The following is a 20,505-nucleotide window of genomic DNA, read 5'->3' as shown; positions in this document are numbered from 1 at the left end:
CCGAAATTTGCGCTCAAACAGCACGCGACGAGAGGCAAACTGAATGCCCGAACCGGTCACGGATCGGGCGCGACGAACACGAAAACTGCCCCGCGCGGGATGACCCGGGTCATACCCTCTGAGGGCGGCACGATGCTTCAGAGAGACGGCGTCAGACCCCTGCGGATCCGAGGACCCGCAGGAGTGTCTGGGTCAGTGACCCAGTCCCTGATTGCGCAGATCGTCGTAGCGGTTGCGGGCGATCAGTGCCTCGGTCTCGAGGCTGTCGAGGGTCTCGGGATGGGCGTCTTCATCGAAGGCGGCGAGGTAGGCCTCGAAGGCCATGTCGGCTTGCAGCTCGGCGAGGTCGATGGATTGTTCGAGTGTCATGGTGTGATCCTTTCCGTTGATCGTCGTTGGACGGATCGTGGAAAAGACCGGGGGCATGAGAGCGGGCGGCACCCGGTACGGGGCGGAATGAAATGGAGCACGCCGGGGGCAGGTTTGTTGTGAGCGATGCCCCGCAGCGCTCAAGGCGTCAGCCGTCCAGAAACCTGCCCCCGGCGTTGCCGACCGCTCGACCCCGGGCTAGCGATCTCTAAGGCCAACAGGTCGACGGAAAGGCGCGCGGCTGTGACACGGATTGGAGACGATGCCCTCCAGACGCATGACGTTCATCTGCGGATTGCACCCTCGCGGCACAAGGTGAGTTCGGCGCCCTGGCAGCTTCGCCGACACGACCCAAGCGCGGGTTGCTCGAATGAGAGAAGGGGTGCACTTGCCTCGCTCAGTGCGCTGCCAGCTCTCCCTGCGGACATTCGGCTCCGCCTCGGGTTCCCACGGTCCACGCTGACACTGAACAGAAAGATCGGAGCCGCATCTGCGACCTTTCCGGTCTTCCTACCCACCTCTGCGTCCGCGTCGGAAATTTGCGGCATCCTTCGGACACCGATGGTGCGCCGATCGAAGACTAGTTCCCCGGAACGAGGAAAAGCCAGACCGCCGGAGCGGACTGGCTGTTGGCTTAGGCGGCGTCTTTGGGACCCCAGGGGATGACGGCCTGCAGGGACAGATCGTCCTGGTTCGCGGCCTTGCCGAGGTTCGCGTTGAACCCGTGGTCGCGGATGGTCAGCGTGTAGTAATCGGTGCCGGTCTCCTTGTTCTGCTTCTTCCAGATGCCGCCGCACTCGACCAGCTTGCCACGCGGGGAGCGGCCGAGGACGCGGTGCGTGGGGGCCATCGGGTTTGTGCTCGCGACGGGTTCGACCGTGATGTCGAGGTCGAAGGTCAGGGTCGAAATGGAGCCGACGCCCTTGGCGGTTTCGATGTCGGCGCTGGTGAATTTGATGCAGTTCGTGGTCATTGCTCTTCTCCTTTTTTGCGTTGCAGCACGAAGTGCGGTCATGCAGCTGGCCAAGGCCCGGCCACACCGAAGGCGAAGCGCAGCGGAGAGGGGCAGGCGCCGGTCTTTTTGCTCCGCGCGGAATGGCCCGCAGGGTCAGGGGAAAAAGATCGGCGACAACCTTTGTGGGCGGGACGACAGCTGCGACCAGCATGTCATGCAACTCAGACAAAAGGAGAAGTGCAGTGGCCGCGAAGGAAACTGGGTGAACAGCCAATAGAACGACCGGGCGCGGTGTCTTTTCAGCCCTCTCACCCCGAGCCGCAGCCGGACGGGTTCGCGCTTTGCCGAGCCTTGCCCAACGTGGCGCGCCAGCGCACATCCGCAGGCAAGCTGGTCGAGTGTGGTGCCATCTGACTGAGCGATTTGAAGCAGACCGTCGAAGCATCTGCACCGGGCGCGGTTCATCCCGATTTTGAACGGCCCCTCTTCGGCAGCCCAATCGTTTGCGATTTCTTGCATCGCAATGATCTCCGGTCCTCTGCCAATTGCTGCCAATGCAATCCGGCAGTCGTCGAGCATCGTTTACGGTCAATGATGGCAGAACAGCATGTCCGGCAATGCGAGGAATACTGCCGGCGGAGGCGCGCTGGACGAGACCATTGAGGCAATCCGCCCCGCCCTAGCGACCGTTACCGAATGGCCGAGATGAAGCGTTGCCACGACCATGCGACGGCTGGTCGGGATGGCTCCGGAGGAGACTGCCCGGCCAGCAGCACGTCGCAGGGAGAGGCAGCGTTTCATCTCGGTGAGGCCGGCTGCGTGCAGCCGGCCGAGTAGGGCGCGGTCCTGACCAAAGGACAGGAGGGGCCATGATCAATAGGACGGGACAGCAGAGGGACAATAGACCTCCTAAAGTTCTATCACCCACGGCCACGAGCCGAAAATGGCCGCACTAGTTCCGCACGTAACAACCGTCGCTTTGAAACATTAGGCACCCGAGGAAAACCGATTACTTGCGGTTGCTGTACTGATGTTCGCCACTAGAAGTTGCAATCGCAGGACGAACGCACCACAATATATCTAGAGTCGGCACTAGATGTTCTCTGCCCACCCACAAGCTCCACGAGACGAGGTAAGATTGAAGACACCGATTTTTGTAAGCTTCGACTTTGACAACGACCGACGGCTAAAGGATTTCATAATCCAACAAGCTCGTAGGCCCGACTCGCCGTTCCAAGTCATCGATCACTCGTTGAAGGAAGCAGCTCCCGAGATGAGTTGGGAGGCCAAGGCTTATAGGGCAATCGGTAGAGCCAGGGTTGTGCTCGTCATGGTCGGTCCTCAAACGCACCGCGCGCCCGGTGTATTGAAGGAAATCAAAATGGCCCGGGATCAAGGGAAAAAGGTGGTACAAATCATTGGCTATCGAGACGGAAACTACACTCCGGTCAAGGATGCCGGGCAACTCTATCGTTGGAATTGGGAAAACCTAAGAAAAATACTTAGCTAAACCGGCTGCGAACTCACATTAGATCAGTCACGATTCCACCCTAATCCGAGGAACCCAAATGGCCCGTCGCGTTTTCTTTAGTTTTCACTTCAATAACGATCACTCACGCACCCAGCTCGTACGGAATATGAACTCTCTTGAGGGCAACAGTCCCGTGACGCCCAACCGCTGGGAAGAAATCAAAAATACAGGCGAAGCCGCCATCAAGAAGTGGATAAATGACAATATGGCAGGGAAATCCTGCGTGGTCGTGCTAGTAGGAAGCGAAACAGCATCCCGGCAATGGGTTCGGTACGAAATAAGAAAGGCCTGGGAAGAAGGGAAAGGCGTCCTTGGCATTCATATCCACGGACTCAAAGACTTGAACGGCAATACTTCCACAAAAGGTACCAGTCCCTTTACAGACCTCAAGGTGTCTGAAGATGGCAGACTTGTGACGCTGGGATCAGCTCCGACACTGAAGAATCCTGCCGGAAGCACGAGCAAGGATATCTACGCCAGCATCCAAACTAACATCGAAAGCTGGATTGAAGAGGCAATCCAAAATCGCGCCAAGTACAAATAAGATCACGGACCAAAACTGGGCTTCAGTGCAATCTGAACCAGGAATATCGGCAGACTTTTATTCGGAGCATTATCCACATGAAGAAAGACGTAGAACGCTTTGTCGAAAAGTTTGTCGAAGAAATCCGCTCCGAAAATGCAGCTGTATTCCTTGGCGCGGGTGCGTCCAAAGCTGCAGGACATGTGGACTGGTCGGAGCTTCTTGCGCCGTTGGCGAAAGAGCTTGAACTTGACATCGAAAAAGAGAGTGATCTTGTCGCTTTGGCGCAATTCTACGAAAACCAGACCCGAGACCGGGCGACGATCAATCAGGCGATATTGGATGCGTTGGGTCGAAATGTCGAACCAACCGAAAATCACCGAATACTGGCGTCCCTCGACATCCCGGTTTTCTGGACGACGAACTATGACCGGCTTATTGAGGACTCTCTTCGTGAAGCTGGTAAAATCGCAGATGTAAAATACACGGTTCCCCAGCTCGCAACCACGAGATCGAAGCGACATGCCATCGTCTATAAAATGCACGGTGATGTTGAACACCCGGCCAACGCAATTCTAACAAAAGATGACTACGAAAAGTACTTCAAGACTCACGGCGCATATATTACGGCACTTTCTGGGGACCTGGTCTCAAAGACATTTGTCTTCATTGGGTTCAGCTTCTCTGACCCCAACTTGGACTACATTCTTTCGCGCGTTCGCGTAACGTTTGAGAAGAACCAAAGACGGCACTTTGCATTCTTTAAGAACCGATCACGGCAAGCGGACGAGAGTGACGAAGATTTTAGGCTCGCGCTGACACGACAACGCCTAATGATTGAGGACCTGAAGAGGTTCAACATTCACGCAATCTTGGTGGATGAGTATGAAGAAATCACGGAAGCGCTTCGAGAGGTGGCACGGCGTTTCCGCATGAGAACCATATTCGTTTCTGCTAGCGCATCTGAATTTTCGCCCTGGGGAGAAGACGCAGTTACGGGCTTTATGCGAAAACTCGGTTCGCTGCTGGTTGAGAACTCACTTCGGATTAGCACGGGCCTCGGTCTGGGCGTAGGCAATGCGCTTTTCACCGGAGCCCTAGAGGAGGTGTATAGAAATCTAGATCGCCAGGTAGATGATCACCTGCTTGTTCGCCCATTTCCTCAGTTTGTCGAAGATAAGGATGAACGCGAAAAGTTGTGGAAGACATACCGGGACGATTTCATTCCTTCAGCTGGAATGGCAATTTTCTTGTTTGGAAACAAGATCGTTGAAGGAAAGGTCGTTGAAGCGAATGGGATGGTTTCCGAGTTCGAAATCGCTGCGGAACACGGCCTCGTCTTGCTACCAGTGGGTGCCACTGGTTCCACCGCTGGTGCTCTTGCGAAACGCATACTAGAGGACCCCACATCTTATCCGAGTGTTCCCTCAGAGCTACTGCCACTCATTGAGAAGCTGAATGATCCTGTGACTTCGTTGGACGAACTCCTGCAACCGATCGTGGATCTGGTTCGCATCACCGAAAAGTTCGGAAAGTAACGATCCTTCCCTTGAAGCTGCGGAGAAATACCATGCCAATTTCCATGACAGATATCAGGCTCCAAGCACGAATGGGGGACAGGCGTGTTGCGAAGTCGCTGGCTGAAGCCCAACAGAACAGACTCACTACAGCATTCCTTTGCCATTCCCACCAAGATCGCGACCTCGTGCAGGGCCTGATTAACCTACTGACAAGGGCGGGTTGGCACGTATATGTGGATTGGATGGACAATTCCATGCCGAGTAAACCCAATCGGACAACCGCAGACAAAATCAAGAAGCGCATCAGGGAACTCGACTATTTCCTGTTTCTTGCTACCTCAAATTCAGTTTCTTCGCGATGGTGTCCTTGGGAAATCGGCTATGCCGATCCATACAAGTACCCCGAGAATCTACTGATAATCCCTACGCGCGAGGGTACGGTCACCCATGGGAACGAATACTTGGATCTTTACCGAAGGATTGATGTACGTACGGATGGGAGCTTCGCCGCAGTTGATCCGGGGTCACTATACGGCACCGATTTACGGAATTTGAGGTAATCGGGCATGATTGTCATGGTCTCAACCGCTCTGACAACCTGCTAAGGCAACTAAGATCGACCTTGGAAGAACACGCGTCGAGAACCAATAATTCGTGATGCAGATAGGGGTGGAACTTTTCCGAAACAAGGTTTCCAGCATCACCGAAGAGGTCTCGCGCATCTTTCGCCGAAATCCTTCCAAGCACCGCCCGTAGATCGGGGGTTTCGTCCCCGTTCTCCACCAGCAGAAACCCGTCGTGCTGCTCGACTGAAAACCCCTCGCTTCTCAGAGCGAGCGCGAGGGTTGATGTCTTCACCGTACCGACCCGCGTCGCAATGACTGATGTACGCTCGCCGATGCTGCGTATGTTATTGGCCCTAAACCCCAGCTGTTCATAGTGAGCACGCGCTTCCTCGAGCATCATCAAAGAGACTGTGTCCATGTAATCTGGGCTGGAATCCCCCTCGAGCACGGCGAACATTCGGTCGATCACCTTGTCATGAATGTCCCCAGCATCGCCGCCGAAGACTGGAGGCACACCAGCCTTCGCGGGCTTGACGACGATGACCTTTTCACGATCATGGATTTCTTGAACCACCCAACGCCTACCAGAAAAAATCAGCAGCATCCCGGGAGCAAGAACATTGTCGATTGGTAGGGTTCCAAGATCCCGCCCCTCTGCAACCAAACGGAATTCTTCAGGTGTCTGAAACACGGCAGAGAAGCTGTAATGCTCAACCAGCTTTTCGCCTGTCGGTCCCAAGAGTAACAGCCCACTTGCGGCTTGTTCGATCAAGCTGGTTTCAGGATGACCGATCGCACGCAATACATCTGCGAATATATCGGTTGTGACCTTTCGAAAAGGGCCTTCGCGGCAAAGGACGTTGTAGACCGCGCTTGCAGACGCACCGCCGCGCTGCGCAATAACTGATAGTATCTGATGGACGAGCGTCGAAAGGTGAAGGGCTTGCGGTTTTGGTGGTTCGCACCAACCTTCCAGCAGCAGGTCTATCATCGCGATGGACCTGATCAGGCCGAGGCGAAGACGATCCACGAAGCTACTCTCCGGCGTCAACTTGGCTTCGGCAGCGTACTGCCTGAGAATGGCCGGTTGTCCTTCACGCCGGCCTGACCGGCCAAGCCGTTGTCGCAACGCCGCGACGCTGAATGGCGCGCCAATTTGAGCCACGCAAGTCACGTCACCGATGTCGATTCCAAGCTCGAGCGTCGACGTGCAAACGGCGGTCGTCGGTTTGGCAGGATCCTTTAAGCGCCGTTCTACGAAGTCACGGTGTTCTCGGGAGAGGCTCGCGTGGTGGGGATAGAATTCCTGTGGCAGGTGCTCCCGTTCGCAAAGCTCCCGCAACCGATCTGCGTAAATCTCGACCCGTTGGCGCGCTCCGGCGAAGACCAGGTTGTCACTGCCTCGAAGGTGTTTGAACAGATGGGCTGCTATCGCGTCCGTTGCGGATGGGCTGTTTTCATCCTCATCGCCTGAGAGGTAGCCGCGAAGCTGAAGCTTCAATTCTGCCTCGCCGCCATCTGCTTCGATCAGCTGGACAGAGCTTGCTGCGTCAGGGCGAAGATAGGCCTTGGCGAGGTCCATGTCGCCTAGCGTAGCTGACAGACCTATCCGACGGATTGGGCGCTTTATCGCGAGCTCGAGCCTTGTGAGCAGTGAACGAAGCTGGACACCGCGTTCGCTATCCAGAACCGTATGCAGTTCGTCGATCACGACCGCCCGCGTGGCCCCAAATAGGCGGGCAATTTCCAAACCGCGACGAATGAAAAGCGCTTCAAGGGACTCTGGGGTTATCAGCAGGATCCCTTTTGGAGATTTCAACGCGCGCGTCTTGATCGATTGCGAGACATCCCCGTGCCAGGGAACAACCGGAAGCTCTGCTTCCTGGCAGATGCCCTCCAGCCGCATGGCCTGGTCCGTGATCAAGGCTTTCAGCGGACCGATGTAGAGCAGGTCGAAACCGGTGCCGCCCGACGGCTCGTCAAGCACCTGTGAAATCAACGGCAGGAACGCCGCCTCGGTCTTTCCGCCCGCCGTGGACGCCGCAACGATTAAATCGGCGTTGGTCTCGTAGATCGTCCGGATGGATCGCGCCTGGATGTCGCGAAGTTCGCGCCATCCTTTCTGGCGTATCCATTTCTGCACAGGCCTCGCCAGTTTGTCGAACGCACTGCTCATCGGCGTCAGAGCTTGAAGCTGATCAGGTCATCGTCACCGGGGTCTTGGGTGCCAGTCGCCTCGTCTACCTCAGTCATGTCTTCGCCGAGGTCTTCGGACACCTCGATCTTTTCGATCAGATCGCTCCACTCGACACCGGGGTTTTGCTCAAGCACGGAAAGCAGGTTCACGAATGCCGTCACCGTATTGCGCGGGGTGCGGAAGTAAGCTTCACCGATCCGGTCCGAGCAATGCGCCATAAAGGCTTCGAGCGCGTCGTCCGGCAGAGCACCGGCATCGTCCTGCATGATCCGCCGGACATTGGCCAGAAGAACGAAGAGATCTTCAGGGGTCAGGCTGGCCAGCCGGACAACGGGTCCTGAAAGGTCGACCAATCCGTCTCGCGCGAAGGTGTTCTCGGCCAAACGCGATTGAAGGGCTTCGTAGCTGTAGAGCCCTCGACGGGTGTTCATCAGAAACTCCGGGGTCCCGCCCATCAGAAATCCGAGGTTCTCGGCACTGCCCTGCAGCACATCATTCAGGATCCGTAGGATCTGTTCGTAGTTTGCATTGCGGGCCTGCGACGATGTGAGCTTGTAGAGGTTCACCATCTCGTCGAGGCCGACGAGTAGGCCTTTGTAACCGGCTTCACACACGAATGCCGACATCAGCTTCAGATGGTCGTAGACACTGGCATCGTCGATGATCGTTCGCACGCCAAGCGCCTTGCGCGCGTCGGTACGTGTCGCGAATTCACCGCGCAGCCACCTCAGGGCCGCGGATTTCAACTCGTCGTCGCCGGTCTCATGGCCTTCCCAATATCGACGGATGACTTCAGCGAACTCAAACCCCCCGGTAAGTTCTTCGAAGTGGCCAAGGCGTTCACGGATGACAGACCCTGTTGGCAGATCTCGTTCTTCAGCGTCTCTGTGAGCCTGGCTGACAAAACGCTCCACCACACTGGCCAATGCCCCACCATCGGGCTTTGTCCGCGTCGAGAGGTTTCGGGCCATCTCGGCATACAGCCCCCGAGCTTGTCCGCCGGTCGCGTGAATGCGCCGATCCGGCGCCAGATCGGCGAACATCACGACCAGGCCTTTCTCCAGAGCCACGAGGCGGATCAGGTTCATGAAGAACGTCTTGCCCGATCCGTATTCCCCGATGATGAACCGGATCGCCGATCCGCCATCGGATATCCGGTCCATGTCCTTGACGAGCTCTTCAATCTCTCGGACGCGGCCAACCTGAATATGGCGCAAACCGAGTTTGGGCACGACCCCGGCCCGAAGCGCCTGTACGATTGCATCGCGTTCACGTGGTTTCAACTTAGACATCCCTGCCCTCCGCACTCATCTTTTCTTTTACCGCCTCCGCAATTTCCAGAGACACGTCATATCCATCATACTCGTCGAGCAGTGCTTCGTTGTAGGTCTCAAAAGCCCATTCATTCACGACTTCCAAAGCCCCGGATGCCATCAACCCATGCGAGGCGCAGATCGTCTCGAACTCGGTTTCAGACCAATGCTCTCGAGTGACCAGTTCGAGGACAAGGGCGCCGTGTTTCGGGTCAAGCCCTACCAGCTGGCTTTGGCTGGCAGGCGCGGAGGCACCACTTTCTTCCTCTTCAACATCGAAAATCTGACCGAGGACGGACGACACGCGCTCGGTGTCCGAACGGATTGCCGCGATCCGCGAAGCGTCGAGCTTCGGTCCGCTGGCTTTTTCAAGCGCGGGTATAGCTTCGCCCGGGCGACCCGGTTGCGAGGCAAGAACGGTGCGTGGACCATCCGCAACTTCGCCAGCATGCAGGTCCGAGTAGGCCAGCGCAGGATCAAGGCCCAAGGCCTTGTAGATCTTCTCGATGCTTGCAACTTCGTCGGAGTGAATAATGCCATCGGCATGTGCTGCACCGACCAGCGCTGCCCGCATAGCGGCTTGGCTGTCTTGGCCCACCTCCTTCAATTTGCGCCGCAGAAGCGTCATGTCCGGTGGCACGGCCAGGAACCATTCAAGGTTTGCACGCAGCCTGCGGCGTTCCTGATCGCTGAGGGCCGCGGCAGCAACTTGCTCTTCCAACGCCCTGCGTTCAGGCTCCGCGATGCGACCATCCGCATGAGCAACGAACGACCCAAGTGCCAATTCGATTAAGGCGCTTCGATAGCTGTCGGAAACGTCCTCCAGTCGCTCGATAGGCTCGCCCAGACGAAACAGCACAACAGGCTCTTCCGCCTTGGGCGACCGGAGCGCAAACCGAGGGTCGGGCGCCAGACCGAAACCGAGGCGCGCGAGCGCGTCGGCCGCTCCTGTCATTTGCCGTTTCCCGATCTTCTCGTCCGTTTCTCCCTCCAGACGTCCGATCACCTCTTCAAGCGGCACCAATCCCCCCCGATCGACGATATCGGCAGCCCAAGATTTCAAGCGGTTCATTTCCTCCGATGGGAAGGCATCCCACAGTTCAGAGGGCAATAAGGCATGCGCTTCCACGCTTCCGCGGCCATCAGGGTTTCGGCCCAGGAAGCGACTGAGCTTGTCGAGGTCGTTCATCACCTCGTCAGCCAACTCCTGGGCAATCTCGACCGGTTTGCGCAGACCGGAAATATCCGGGACCGGCTTGCCATCAACGGTTGGGTTGGCAGACCCCTGAAACTCGCTCGAGGCGGCCCTATAAGAAGCCGTGAGTGATTTCCGGGGTTTGGTTACTTTGAGCCCATCAGGGAAACGCCGATCAAACCGCATACGGAAAAGAGCGACGAACTCGTCACGGCATCGCGTCGCGGGAGTTCTCAGATTTGTTTCCGGATGGCAGATGAGCCAACTCAGCAACCAGTCAGCTGTCAGGTTCTCGCCTTTGTCGATCCGAGCTCCGATTGCGTATTTGAGTGAGAACGGAAGTTCCCAGCCCTGCTTCTCAAAAATCGGATCGATCGCGTCGAGGTCGGTTTCGGCAAGCATCGCTATGTCGAGGAACTCACCCAAATAGCGCCTGACGGAGTGGTTGTCAGGGTAAAGTGACTGCAGCCGCCGAACTTCCTGGACGATATCCTTTGCGTCTTCATTGGACTGATCAACGAAGAAGCGACGCTCTAGCCCGTAGAAGTACAGGAACATGTAGCCGGGGTTGTAGGAGGCATCGTTTCGCCCGCTGGCCAACCAGTCGAGGTAGGTCGCCCGGCACTGAGGTGAGATATCCGAGTACCCAGGCCAGTATGGCATACCTTCTCCAGCTTTGTCGGGTCCAGAGCGCGCGACCGACAGGGACGGATCGATATAGGCTCGGCATTTGTCACGATACCCGTAGGTGTTCAGCAAGGGGGGCGTGCCGACATAGACCATCCCGCCGATGTTGCGGCCGGCCACGCTAGCTGTTTCGCTAGACGGGACCCACCCGCTTTTCGTTGGTCGGGGCGATTCGCTCGATGCCATTCGCGAGGGCTGATTTCGTTCAGCGGCCGCGGCAAGTGCCGGCGCCGCAGACTTTCCAGCCCGAACGATTTCAGCGTAGTCCTGCTTTGGTGGAGAGTAGGCCTGCACGGCAGCCGGTGCTTGAGACGCCTTGGCTTCGCGAGTTCGTTCGCGCTCACGCTCGATACGCTTGTCGTAGGCACTTGGGCGCGGCACCGGCTCAGGTCGGGGGGGGTGGGTTTCGGAACTCCCCTCAGCTTGCGCCTTTGCAGCGACTTTCCGCGATCTCCGTTTTTCTTGCCACCAGACCAGAATGACGGGAACACCAAATGCAAACAGCATCTGGCCACCAACCGGCCAACCCTGAAGCATTATGGTCACCACGACCATGCATAAGAAAAAATACAGGGCGAGAAAGAAAGTAATTCGGAAAAACTTGAGTATTGAAGACATTATCGGAACCCTCTCCGAACCACACTATTTTGGATGCCCATCATTGCAACGACTATCGCAATGATTGAATGCGCTTTTGATGCGTAGACGTTCTTCGGTCCGGTTCGATCAACGATCTAGCGCAGGTTCACTCCTTTCAGGTCGTCTGGTTTCAGCCGATAGCGGATTACGTTGCCTTCATGGAGCCCAGCGATCTGCTCACGAACGTAAGCGACAACATCCGCTCGATCAGCTTCGGGCACGCCAGCAGCCAAAGCCATCTCATCAACCGCATCGTTTCGGAACTCCTTGAATTCGAGAACGCAACGCCGGACAGCAGCGCGAACGAATTCCCGATATGCAAGCGCAGCCTTTTCCGGGCTCTCCACCTCAGCGCGAAGAATTCGGTATTTCTCCGCAGACGCCAAGTACGCGTCCATGTAGACCTCACGCAGCAGCGCGACATTGTTCAATTCATAAACCCCGATGAGCCCATCGATATAGTCGCTGTCGTCCATCGTCGTGAACGACATCGGCGCAAGATCCGACTTTAGAAGTGGGATGTTCGAGGCCACGCGCGAAGTTCGCTTGTTAACGTCGGCAAAGGCCTGGAGGTACGGAATGTGCACCAAGAGGAAAAAGGACTGCTCGAACGGATCGGTGATCTGCGCAGCCTTGTGGAGCAGGATGTCGAACTCCTCTGCAATCGTGACCGCATCGTCGAGCGGTCGATAGCTCGAGTGCGAGATCCCGACCGGCATCGCTCGCAATCGGCCCGACATTGCCGGATCCGCCAGGAGTCCGTCTGAGAGCAGCGCATGAATCGCGAACAGATCGGGACGCCGAAGCCCTATCTCATCGAGATTGTCGACGACATACTGGATGGCTTCCTTATGGTTGAGGATCATCAGGGCTTCTTTTCGATCCTTTCCCGCAGCTTCTTCGCCAAACCTGATCAGTCGCTCGGTCTGCAGAATATCGTAGGTGTTGCCCTCCATCCTGGATGATGCCCAGCTAAGATCAACCAGAAGCTGTTCAAGGATCCGGCGCGCGTATGTTCCGGCAGGAATTGCGCCGCCCTGCGGACGGCCGGCCTCCAACAGTCTTTCGCGGTCTGGTGCAGACAGGTACCAGGTCTTTTCTGGGACGTAGGCGTCGAGAAACTCCGGTCGATAGGATACCGGCGCTCGCCGGTTATATGGCGTCGACAAATGCGCCCGGACGACCGCGCCCCCGGCAATTCTGTATCCTGTCGCCCTGCCCTTGCCGGATACTTCGAGGCGCCCCTCATCCACCATGCGCTTCAAGAGACGCCATACGGTGGTTTCGCTCACATCCCTTGCAATGCCCTTCCGGATGGCATCGCGCCCAGCACCCGGGTTCTCACCGACAAAGTCGAGAATGTCTTGATCCGACAGGGCCATGAAACGATATCCTGCAAGCGTGAAACGATTAGGATATTGATACACCTACACTTTTCCCAGGCGCAAGTTTTCGTTGCGCGGATTTTGCAACGATTCAGGCGTCAGGAAGCAAAAGCCAACTTCGTCAATAGCACGAAACGATTATCACCTTGAAATTGTGAATATTTCTGGCGCCCCACATGAATCGTTGCGCTGCAGATGAAACGATAACCAGAACGACCGAGTTTGCGCCAAGCATCGGCAACGGAGATCGGCAAGATTCGAAACCATGGTGAGGTAAAACAGTGCTCTCTCAGATCCTTAGCGCCCAACAAGATCGGCAACTCGCTATCCGAAATCGACTTGTGGTGCTTCGCCCACAACCCCGGCATCCACCAGCTGCTCCCGATCGGGAAGATTGCGGAGGCTATCCAACCCGAACGCGACAAGGAACTGCTCGGTCGTCACGAATGTATAGGGCGCCCCGCGCCGAGGCGACCTTGGCCCGGTCCCGATCAGGCCACGCGCATGCAGCCGCCCGATCAGCTCGCGGCTGATTTCCTTGCCGAAGATGTCTTTGAGGCCATCGCGGGTGATCGGCTGGTGATAGGCGACGGCCGCCAGGACCGCGATGTCGAATTCGCTCAGGTCCAGCAACTGATCCCCGACATCCGCAGCCGCGCGGATCGCGGGCGCATAGGCGGCTCGCGTCCGAAACATCCAGCCGCCGGCGACTTGGGCGATCTCGAACGCCCGCCCCTCCAGATCGGCGGCCAGATCCTCGACCAGCAGATCGACCGTGGCCCCCTGCCCCACCACTCGGGCCAGATCCTCGCGCGGGACCGGCGAGGCAGAGGCAAAGAGCACCGCCTCGATCCGCCGCATCCATTCGCGCCAGCGCAGCTCCGGCGGCAGGTCGGCGAGTTCGCGGTCAAGATCGAGGTCGGAACGATCCTTCGCCATCCCTACACCCCGTAGAGCCGGAACGTGTCGCGCCCGGTCAGCTCGCGGACCGCGCCAAGATCGACCAGCCGGTCGCAGAGCCGCCGCGCGGCGCGATCCGGCAAAGGTCATCGCCTTGCTTGCGCAGGTCGGCGCGCTTCAGGCCCGGGGCCAGCAGCGGCACGAGACGGTCCCAACCAAGCGCCTCCGCGAGGGCCGCATCCGCGAGGATCAGCCCTGCTACGTCTGCGTGCGGCGCCTCGCGCAGCACCGCCTCCAGCACCATTGCGGCACGGGTCACCGGCCCGCCTTTCCCCGCGTCGAGCCAGGTTGCGATCGGGCCCGGCTCGAGGGTCGGCAACGCCCGGCCCAGAGCTTTGATCGACATCGGCCGCTCCACCGCGCGCCGCCAGGCCAGGCAGGTTTCGCCGGCCGGTCCGGGCAGGTCGCCGGGGCACAGAAGGTGCACAACGTCACGCAGCTCCCCTGCCCGCTCGGGACGACCGGAAAACGCAACACAAGCCTCAGCCGCGCGCAGCGCCAGTCGCTCTCGCAACAAGGCTTGGGGGACTTCCTCGCGTCCCAACACAAAATGCAGGTGGTTCAGCGCCGCGCCCGACAAAAACGCCACATCTTCAAGGGTTTCGGCCCGCGCCGAGGTGACCCAGCCGGGTATCCTGGGTAAGGTGCCTAAGTCGCTGGCGTGATCCGGTCGGGCAAATGTCATGCCCAGAGCCTACACCTGTGCGGCGCTTTCTGCCAGAAAATAGCGCAAAAACCGCCCCGCCTTGTGGTTTACAGTCATGTCCAATAAGTTTGCATTATCGGACATTAAAGAATATGCTCAGCGGCATGTCAGAAAACACCGAGAAATCGAGCTCAGACGTGCCAATCGGGTCTTCGGTCAACGAGGACAACGAGAGAGATCGCCCTGACGGCGAGTCCTTGAGCCTGCCGTCCTTTGTCGCCGGTTCCGGCATGCTCAATCGGCTGGTCGATACGGCCCGCGACTATGCGCGCGCGGCGGCGTCTGACAATACGCTGAAGGCCTACGCGAAGGATTGGGCGCACTTCACGCGCTGGTGCCGGATGAAGGGCGCGGAACCGCTGCCACCTTCCCCGGAGATGATCGGGCTTTATCTCGCCGACCTGGCGTCCGGGTCAGGCCCCGCCCCTGCCCTGTCCGTCTCAACCATCGACCGCCGCCTGTCTGGTCTCGCATGGAACTACGCACAACGCGGCTTTTCCCTCGATCGCAAGAACCGGCACATCGCTACGGTTCTGGCAGGGATCAAGCGAAAGCACGCGCGCCCGCCGGTGCAGAAGGAAGCGATACTGGCAGAAGACATCCTCGCGATGGTCGCCACCCTGCCCTATGATCTGCGCGGGCTGCGGGATCGGGCAATCCTGCTGCTGGGATATGCCGGAGGCCTGCGCCGCTCGGAAATTGTCAGCCTAGACGTCCACAAAGACGATACGCCGGATTCCGGCGGATGGATCGAGATCCTGGAGAAAGGCGCCGTCCTCACGCTCAACGCCAAGACCGGCTGGCGTGAGGTCGAGATCGGCCGCGGTTCCAAGGAGCAGACCTGCCCCGTGCATAGTCTCGAGCAATGGCTGCACTTCGCGAAGATCGACTTCGGTCCGATCTTCGTCGGCACCTCGCGCGATGGTAAGAAGGCATCCGAAACGAGGCTCAACGATAAGCATGTCGCGCGGCTGATCAAGCGCACGGTTCTAGATGCCGGTATCCGATCCGAATTGCACGAGAAAGAACGCCTGGGACTTTTCTCCGGTCACTCGCTGCGTGCTGGTCTCGCGAGTTCAGCCGAAGTCGACGAGCGCTATGTCCAGAAGCAGCTGGGGCATGCCTCGGCAGAGATGACTCGTCGCTACCAGCGCCGACGCGACCGGTTCCGCGTGAACCTGACCAAGGCTGCCGGCCTCTGAGCCCCTGCCCCATCACGCCGCCTGCCCGCTGAGCCTGCCATAGAAGCTGCGCTCGAGGTGCAGCTCCCCTGCCCCGGCCTTTTCGACCATCCCGCGCAGATAGCCGCCCGGCGAGGAAACTTCACCCGCACAATGCTTCTCGAAGACCAACGCCAGCGCTGCTGTCGCCACCTGTTTGCCCAGCCGGTCCTGCGCCACGTTCCAGGCATGCTCGGATACCCCAATCATCGGCCTCAGTTGACCAGCAACCCGGTGCAGATCGCCCCAATCCTTCAAGAACCCGCCCATATTGCGCGCCCAGGACGCGAATTCGGGACAGGCCTGCATCACAGTGGGCAGATCCAGCGCGGCGCGCTTCTTGCGCACCTCGGCAACCCACTCTTCCAGATCCCTATCAACCTGATCTTCGGGTTGAGCATTGGGCACCACGGCCGCGACTTCCTCATTTTCTGAGGAATTACGAATTACAGGATTAAGTTGGTTTGTAATTAGTATATGAGGGTCAGAAATGACCCCCCTGGGGTTCATTTCTTGAGTCTTCTCAGAAGCTTGCTCCATGGTTTCCGGCGTGTTTTCCACAGGTTGGACGATCTCAGTTGCCTTGAGATAGGCTGCCTCGACACGCTCCTGAAGCTCCCTGAACCACGTCAAGAGCCCGGCAAGCTGCTCGGAAGCTTCGTGGCGGCGCGGAAGCCGGTCCAGAAGCTCCTCGAAGAGACCCGTGAACTGCACCCAAGGGCCGCGAAGCGTGCTGCTCACGGCCGCTTCGATCCGCGCGCGGATCATGCGACGTGCCACGGTGATCTGGCGCTTGAGGCGTTGGCAGAGCTCGCGCTCCGCCTGCAACTCGGCATGAAGCTCCTCGAACTCTTCGGCGCGCGCCGAAAGAGGCGATAGATCGAAGCCGTAGGCCTCGACGATGCGCCCCTCGGCGTCCCTGCGACCCCAGCGCTTGCCGTTGGGGCTGTCCTGGAAGGAGATCACGCCGATCTCGGCCAGGCGCCGTGCATGGCGCTTGAGCGCGGAGAGCGAAAACCCCGTCTGCTCCATCAGATAGGCATTTGACGCCCATACGATCGGGCGTTGCCCCTCCTCCCAGTCCTGGGCCTGGGTGAAGGCCCCGAGCGTGTCGAGGAGCATCATGTCTCCGGCCTTGAGGCCAATGTAGGCCCCTACCCGTTTCACGGCCACGAAGGCCCGTGTTTTGGGTACAGCTACCTGTTCACCGGCTTGGGCAAGCTGCTCTGCAATGCCAAGACCCGGTGTCGGCTTGCGCCAACCTGTGTGTTTCATGCCTGTTTCTCACCTCCAGTTATGTGGAGGCAAAAGAAAGCCGTTCGCTCAGAAGCGTTCGTCGTTGACAGTGATTCGAGAGAGACTTATCTTCAAGGCGACCAAACCAATAAGATTAGCTCTCAGGCCCTCAGCTTGGGGGCTTTTCTTTTGCCTTTAGATCACATTCTTCCTTCTTGCTCGTTGCCTCAATGTATGGAGATGCACCGGTATTCAGGCTCTAGCCCGCCGGTGGAACCTCCTTATTCTTTGCCAAGAAGTCCGCGATCAGATCGCTCAACTCCTCAAGCTTCTCTTGGCTCAGCGGTACGCTTGCGGCTTTGATCGAGAGATTGCCGTTCGCTGACGTGAGCGAGAGATTACGACCCCCTACCTTGCGCTTGGCGGTGATCTTCTGAACGGACTTTCTGACTTGCTTCTTCGGCTTGCCCTCAAGGCTGGCCAGCGCTTTTTGCAGATCCTGGAAGCTCATGTCGTAAGCGTTCTTGAACGCGTTCAAGATTTGATCTCGAGCCCCGAAAACTGCGCGAGCGCGCGACACGATACTCTCGTGGACACCAATACGTGCTGCAAACGCTACCGCAGTCGTCTTCTCACCAGACTCACGAAGCGTCTCGTACATCTCTCCGATAGCCAGTAGGCGCTCGAATGCGCCAAGGTTCTCCCTTTCCTCGTTTTCCCGGAAACGGAGGAACAGCATCTCGAACTGCGCGTTCTCCGCGCCTCGCTTCTCTGGGGACGCCAAGATTGCTCGAAGCTTAAGCCCCAGGGTTTTCGCTGCAGCATGACGACGTCTGCCGGTCAGCATGATAAAGCGAGCATCCGCGACGTCTGTTGGGTTCAACGGGTCAGGCTTCCAATTCGGATCCTCTGGCCAGACAAGGATGGGCGTGTCTTGGCCGTTGATTTCGATGCTCTTAAGAAGCGTTTGAAAGGCCTCTTGTGCCAGCCAGTCATCACGACGATCTGAACCTAACGGATCCTGCACTTGTTCCGGTGAAATCTGAAGCTCGTGACGGCCGTTCAGAATGTCTTCGACGAGCTGCGCGCGACCCTGCTCGACCGCTGCCTGCGATTGGGCAAGTGCGCCGGCCTTCCATGCACTACCCGCTCCCTTGAAAGGTGCAGTAGTAGAAGACGGTGCAGTGTCGACTTTTGCCTCGTCGCCATTGCCACTCGGCTCAGATGATTGGCTCAAAGCTTTCGAAACCAGCGACCTCGGGATAGTTCGCTTCATGCTGCGGTCTCCCCATCATCGTCATCATAGAACGTGTCCATCCAAGCATTCGCATAACCACGTTCGAGGCCTGGCCACAGACGGCTGACGATTGCATCATTCACCGCGTCTGCGTTCTCGATAAATCTGTTGATACCTTTTCGTTTGCCAGGCGTGTCAGGCTCATATTCGTAGACCGACTGATAAACGTCTGAAGCGTTCGAAATCGCGTCTGACCGAAGATAGAACACGGGCAAGATCTCCGTGGGGCAGTGCTCGAGAAGATTGCCAATGTGGTTGAGATCCTGACCGTTGGAACGCTGCACAATGGTTGGCAAAAGCATGTTGGCACCCGAGCCAATATCGATACGCTCATGTGCTAAGATGTGCTGCAGCATACCTAGCAGGCCGGTGACAAAGGTCGACAGAGTTGCGATGTCGAACCCCTTCATGGTCTGAGGAATGACGAGGGATGAAGAGGCTATCACATTGTTGAGCTGGAAAAGCGTCAGCGCCGGTTGATAATCAATAATGATGCAATCCAGCGTTTCGTTCAGCGCATGCTCAAGTCGGACAGGATCGACCTTTCCATCCGTAACAAGTTCATTGGGAGCAGTTGCCGGAGGGTGCGCTTCTTTCCAGCGATCAATCGCGTCCCGAAGGTAGCGGTAGAAACTCTTGCCTGCAGGAGCTTCGCGAACCAAGCGGGCGATCTGAATTTCGCCCTCAGAGGTCTCTCCGTGCGCTGGAACCAATCGAAGCCCTGGCCAAGAAGTCTTCAAAAAGAAGCTATCCAGCGTCTTCGCAGAGTGCTCCGTGTACGGCGCCTCCTCAGACTGGAAGAGGCCCGCGAAGTCCACCATCGATGGCGTTTCTTCAGTAGGCATTTGAGACAACCCCTCACCGCCTACAAAGTAAAGTGTGATCGTGCTCTGAGGGTCCGCATCCATCACGCCAACACGCATTCCGTAATGTAGGCTCAGGTACTGTGCGAAATGTGCAGCGCTAAGGCTCTTGGCGGTTCCGCCCTTTTGGCTGGCAAATGAAATGACTGGAAGCGGATCGCCGGGCTTGCGCCACGCAAGATAGTCAAAAGAACGCTTTGCAGACGCCGCCATCAAAGCGCGCATATGCATCAGTTCATGAAGGTTGAAGACACGCTCGCGTCCAACGTACTCACCCTTTGGAAAGTCGTCGTTACCATTCGCAAACTTGGTCAAGTATTGGATGCTGACGTTCAAGAAGCGAGCGCACTGTCGCATCGACCATGTGCGCTTGATACGATGGCGCAGCGTCAACTCTTTGTTGACGGCGACCATTGTGCGCTCCAGACCTCGTGACAGGTCGGTCAAAAACTGTTCTAGACTTCCGCTCATATCGCTGCCCCGACTTCGGTTGATTCCGAGTTCGACTCGTTTCGCCACTCATAGTAGCACTATTATGGGCGCAATTGGAAGATACCACGCGCCTACCTGAATTCAGGAGTATGATTAGAGGCGGTGAGGTGCAAAACGATCTAATCTTGAACGCGTTCAAGATCGACTTGCGGGTGCTGGGCCCGAACGATGTCGGGCCCAATTCTTCAGATCAAGCGGCGTCTTTCGGCCCCCAGGGGATGACGGCCTGCAGGGACAGATCGTCCTGGTTCGCAGCCTTGCCGAGGTTGGCGTTGAAGCCGTGGTCGCGGATGGTCAGCGTGTAGTAGTCTGCGCCGGTCTCCTTGTTCTGCTTCTTCCAGATGCCGCCGCACTCGACCAGTTTGCCGCGCGGGGAGCGGCCGAGGACGCGGTGCGTGGGGGCCATCGGGTTCGTGCTTGCGACGGGTTCGACCGTGATGTCGAGATCAAAAGTCAGGGTCGAGATGGAGCCGACGCCCTTGGCGGTTTCGATGTCGGCGCTGGTGAATTTGATGCAGTTCGTGGTCATTGCTCTTCTCCTTGTTTGCGTTGCAATGATGGTCACCTTGCAGCTGGCCAAGGCCCGTCCACACCGAAGGCGAAGCGCAGCGGAGAGGGGCAGGCGCCGGTCTTTTTGATCCGCGCGGAATGACCCGCAGGGTCAGGGGAAAAAGATCGGCGACAACCTTTGTGGACGGGACGACAGCTGCGACCAGCATGTCATGCAACTCAGACTAAGGGAGAAGCGCGGGGGCCACGGAGGAAGGTAGGGGAACAGCCGACAGTCAAGAACGCCAAAGCGATCGTTGCACAGTCACACATTCTCTTTGGGTACACGCCACGTCTCGTCG

At 57.8% G+C, this 20,505-nt stretch carries 16 protein-coding genes and 1 pseudogene; 5 read left to right on the top strand and 12 right to left on the bottom strand.

The annotated features are described in order from the left end of the window. Nucleotides 1–192: 192 nt before the first annotated feature. Together IF204_RS19470 and IF204_RS19465 are read right to left on the bottom strand one after the other, a co-directional pair. Nucleotides 193–369, bottom strand: a complete 177-nt coding sequence (locus tag IF204_RS19470) for a hypothetical protein (RefSeq protein ID WP_228069695.1) — start codon at nucleotides 367–369, stop codon at nucleotides 193–195. A gap of 634 nt (nucleotides 370–1,003) precedes the next feature. Then, a complete protein-coding gene (locus IF204_RS19465; protein WP_194098716.1) occupies nucleotides 1,004–1,342 on the bottom strand; it encodes a DUF736 domain-containing protein in 339 nt (112 codons plus the stop codon). A gap of 1,120 nt (nucleotides 1,343–2,462) precedes the next feature. Here IF204_RS19465 and IF204_RS19460 point away from each other — a divergent pair. From IF204_RS19460 to IF204_RS20365, 4 genes are all read left to right on the top strand, one after another. Further along, a complete protein-coding gene (locus IF204_RS19460) occupies nucleotides 2,463–2,834 on the top strand; it encodes a TIR domain-containing protein (protein ID WP_156209801.1) in 372 nt (123 codons plus the stop codon). Between the two features lie 58 nt (nucleotides 2,835–2,892). Further along, on the top strand, nucleotides 2,893–3,399 hold the full coding sequence (locus IF204_RS19455) for a TIR domain-containing protein (RefSeq protein ID WP_050524416.1): 507 nt from the start codon (nucleotides 2,893–2,895) through the stop codon (nucleotides 3,397–3,399). 77 nt (nucleotides 3,400–3,476) lie between these two features. Then, nucleotides 3,477–4,916 carry an SIR2 family protein gene (locus tag IF204_RS19450; RefSeq protein ID WP_050524417.1) on the top strand — a complete coding sequence of 480 codons (1,440 nt, stop codon included), beginning with the start codon at nucleotides 3,477–3,479 and terminating at the stop codon, nucleotides 4,914–4,916. A 32-nt stretch (nucleotides 4,917–4,948) separates the two neighbouring features. Then, nucleotides 4,949–5,458 carry a toll/interleukin-1 receptor domain-containing protein gene (locus tag IF204_RS20365; RefSeq protein ID WP_194098715.1) on the top strand — a complete coding sequence of 170 codons (510 nt, stop codon included), beginning with the start codon at nucleotides 4,949–4,951 and terminating at the stop codon, nucleotides 5,456–5,458. 13 nt (nucleotides 5,459–5,471) lie between these two features. Here the strand turns inward: IF204_RS20365 and IF204_RS19440 are convergent, their stop codons facing one another. From IF204_RS19440 to IF204_RS19415, 6 genes and pseudogenes are all read right to left on the bottom strand, one after another. After that, on the bottom strand, nucleotides 5,472–7,640 hold the full coding sequence (locus IF204_RS19440; protein ID WP_194098714.1) for a DEAD/DEAH box helicase: 2,169 nt from the start codon (nucleotides 7,638–7,640) through the stop codon (nucleotides 5,472–5,474). A 5-nt stretch (nucleotides 7,641–7,645) separates the two neighbouring features. Next, nucleotides 7,646–8,953 (bottom strand): ATP-binding protein, encoded by a 1,308-nt coding sequence (locus IF204_RS19435; protein WP_194098713.1) that lies wholly within the window; start codon nucleotides 8,951–8,953, stop codon nucleotides 7,646–7,648. Beyond that, the gene (locus tag IF204_RS19430; protein ID WP_194098712.1) at nucleotides 8,946–11,474 is read right to left on the bottom strand and encodes a tellurite resistance TerB family protein; all 2,529 of its coding nucleotides are present in this window, start codon (nucleotides 11,472–11,474) and stop codon (nucleotides 8,946–8,948) included. The genes IF204_RS19435 and IF204_RS19430 overlap by 8 nt, the downstream gene beginning before the upstream one ends. A gap of 116 nt (nucleotides 11,475–11,590) precedes the next feature. Next, nucleotides 11,591–12,877 carry a Fic family protein gene (locus tag IF204_RS19425; protein ID WP_194098711.1) on the bottom strand — a complete coding sequence of 429 codons (1,287 nt, stop codon included), beginning with the start codon at nucleotides 12,875–12,877 and terminating at the stop codon, nucleotides 11,591–11,593. A gap of 327 nt (nucleotides 12,878–13,204) precedes the next feature. Continuing rightward, nucleotides 13,205–13,819 carry an SMC-Scp complex subunit ScpB gene (scpB, locus tag IF204_RS19420; RefSeq protein ID WP_194098710.1) on the bottom strand — a complete coding sequence of 205 codons (615 nt, stop codon included), beginning with the start codon at nucleotides 13,817–13,819 and terminating at the stop codon, nucleotides 13,205–13,207. 2 nt (nucleotides 13,820–13,821) lie between these two features. Then, nucleotides 13,822–14,525 (bottom strand): annotated as a pseudogene (locus IF204_RS19415) (DUF1403 family protein). A 113-nt stretch (nucleotides 14,526–14,638) separates the two neighbouring features. Here IF204_RS19415 and IF204_RS19410 point away from each other — a divergent pair. Then, a complete protein-coding gene (locus IF204_RS19410) occupies nucleotides 14,639–15,748 on the top strand; it encodes a tyrosine-type recombinase/integrase (RefSeq protein WP_194098709.1) in 1,110 nt (369 codons plus the stop codon). Between the two features lie 12 nt (nucleotides 15,749–15,760). Here the strand turns inward: IF204_RS19410 and repC are convergent, their stop codons facing one another. The 4 genes from repC to IF204_RS19390 form a co-directional block, all read right to left on the bottom strand. After that, nucleotides 15,761–17,041, bottom strand: a complete 1,281-nt coding sequence (repC, locus tag IF204_RS19405; RefSeq protein WP_194098708.1) for a plasmid replication protein RepC — start codon at nucleotides 17,039–17,041, stop codon at nucleotides 15,761–15,763. Between the two features lie 220 nt (nucleotides 17,042–17,261). Beyond that, nucleotides 17,262–18,278: a ParB N-terminal domain-containing protein gene (locus tag IF204_RS19400; protein ID WP_194098707.1), complete on the bottom strand. Its 1,017-nt coding sequence runs from the start codon at nucleotides 18,276–18,278 to the stop codon at nucleotides 17,262–17,264. Beyond that, on the bottom strand, nucleotides 18,275–19,633 hold the full coding sequence (locus tag IF204_RS19395; RefSeq protein WP_194098706.1) for a ParA family protein: 1,359 nt from the start codon (nucleotides 19,631–19,633) through the stop codon (nucleotides 18,275–18,277). Before IF204_RS19395 ends, IF204_RS19400 begins: the two co-directional genes overlap by 4 nt. 211 nt (nucleotides 19,634–19,844) lie before the next feature. Further along, the gene (locus IF204_RS19390; RefSeq protein ID WP_017470241.1) at nucleotides 19,845–20,183 is read right to left on the bottom strand and encodes a DUF736 domain-containing protein; all 339 of its coding nucleotides are present in this window, start codon (nucleotides 20,181–20,183) and stop codon (nucleotides 19,845–19,847) included. Nucleotides 20,184–20,505: the final 322 nt, after the last annotated feature.

Source organism: Marivivens aquimaris (genome assembly GCF_015220045.1).
GTDB lineage: Bacteria > Pseudomonadota > Alphaproteobacteria > Rhodobacterales > Rhodobacteraceae > Marivivens > Marivivens aquimaris.
This window is presented reverse-complemented; position numbering and strand designations above follow the sequence as displayed.

Excerpts from the sequence above, each read along its gene's own strand:
- IF204_RS19430 (WP_194098712.1), bottom strand. The coding sequence starts at position 11,474 with ATGTCTTCAATACTCAAGTTTTTCCGAATTACTTTCTTTCTCGCCCTG.
- IF204_RS19465 (WP_194098716.1), bottom strand. The coding sequence starts at position 1,342 with ATGACCACGAACTGCATCAAATTCACCAGCGCCGACATCGAAACCGCC.
- IF204_RS19390 (WP_017470241.1), bottom strand. The coding sequence starts at position 20,183 with ATGACCACGAACTGCATCAAATTCACCAGCGCCGACATCGAAACCGCC.
- IF204_RS19400 (WP_194098707.1), bottom strand. The coding sequence starts at position 18,278 with ATGAAGCGAACTATCCCGAGGTCGCTGGTTTCGAAAGCTTTGAGCCAA.
- IF204_RS19395 (WP_194098706.1), bottom strand. The coding sequence starts at position 19,633 with ATGAGCGGAAGTCTAGAACAGTTTTTGACCGACCTGTCACGAGGTCTG.
- repC (WP_194098708.1), bottom strand. The coding sequence starts at position 17,041 with ATGAAACACACAGGTTGGCGCAAGCCGACACCGGGTCTTGGCATTGCA.
- IF204_RS19435 (WP_194098713.1), bottom strand. The coding sequence starts at position 8,953 with ATGTCTAAGTTGAAACCACGTGAACGCGATGCAATCGTACAGGCGCTT.
- IF204_RS19410 (WP_194098709.1), top strand. The coding sequence starts at position 14,639 with ATGCTCAGCGGCATGTCAGAAAACACCGAGAAATCGAGCTCAGACGTG.
- IF204_RS19425 (WP_194098711.1), bottom strand. The coding sequence starts at position 12,877 with ATGGCCCTGTCGGATCAAGACATTCTCGACTTTGTCGGTGAGAACCCG.
- IF204_RS20365 (WP_194098715.1), top strand. The coding sequence starts at position 4,949 with ATGCCAATTTCCATGACAGATATCAGGCTCCAAGCACGAATGGGGGAC.
- IF204_RS19470 (WP_228069695.1), bottom strand. The coding sequence starts at position 369 with ATGACACTCGAACAATCCATCGACCTCGCCGAGCTGCAAGCCGACATG.
- IF204_RS19440 (WP_194098714.1), bottom strand. The coding sequence starts at position 7,640 with ATGAGCAGTGCGTTCGACAAACTGGCGAGGCCTGTGCAGAAATGGATA.
- IF204_RS19450 (WP_050524417.1), top strand. The coding sequence starts at position 3,477 with ATGAAGAAAGACGTAGAACGCTTTGTCGAAAAGTTTGTCGAAGAAATC.
- scpB (WP_194098710.1), bottom strand. The coding sequence starts at position 13,819 with ATGGCGAAGGATCGTTCCGACCTCGATCTTGACCGCGAACTCGCCGAC.
- IF204_RS19455 (WP_050524416.1), top strand. The coding sequence starts at position 2,893 with ATGGCCCGTCGCGTTTTCTTTAGTTTTCACTTCAATAACGATCACTCA.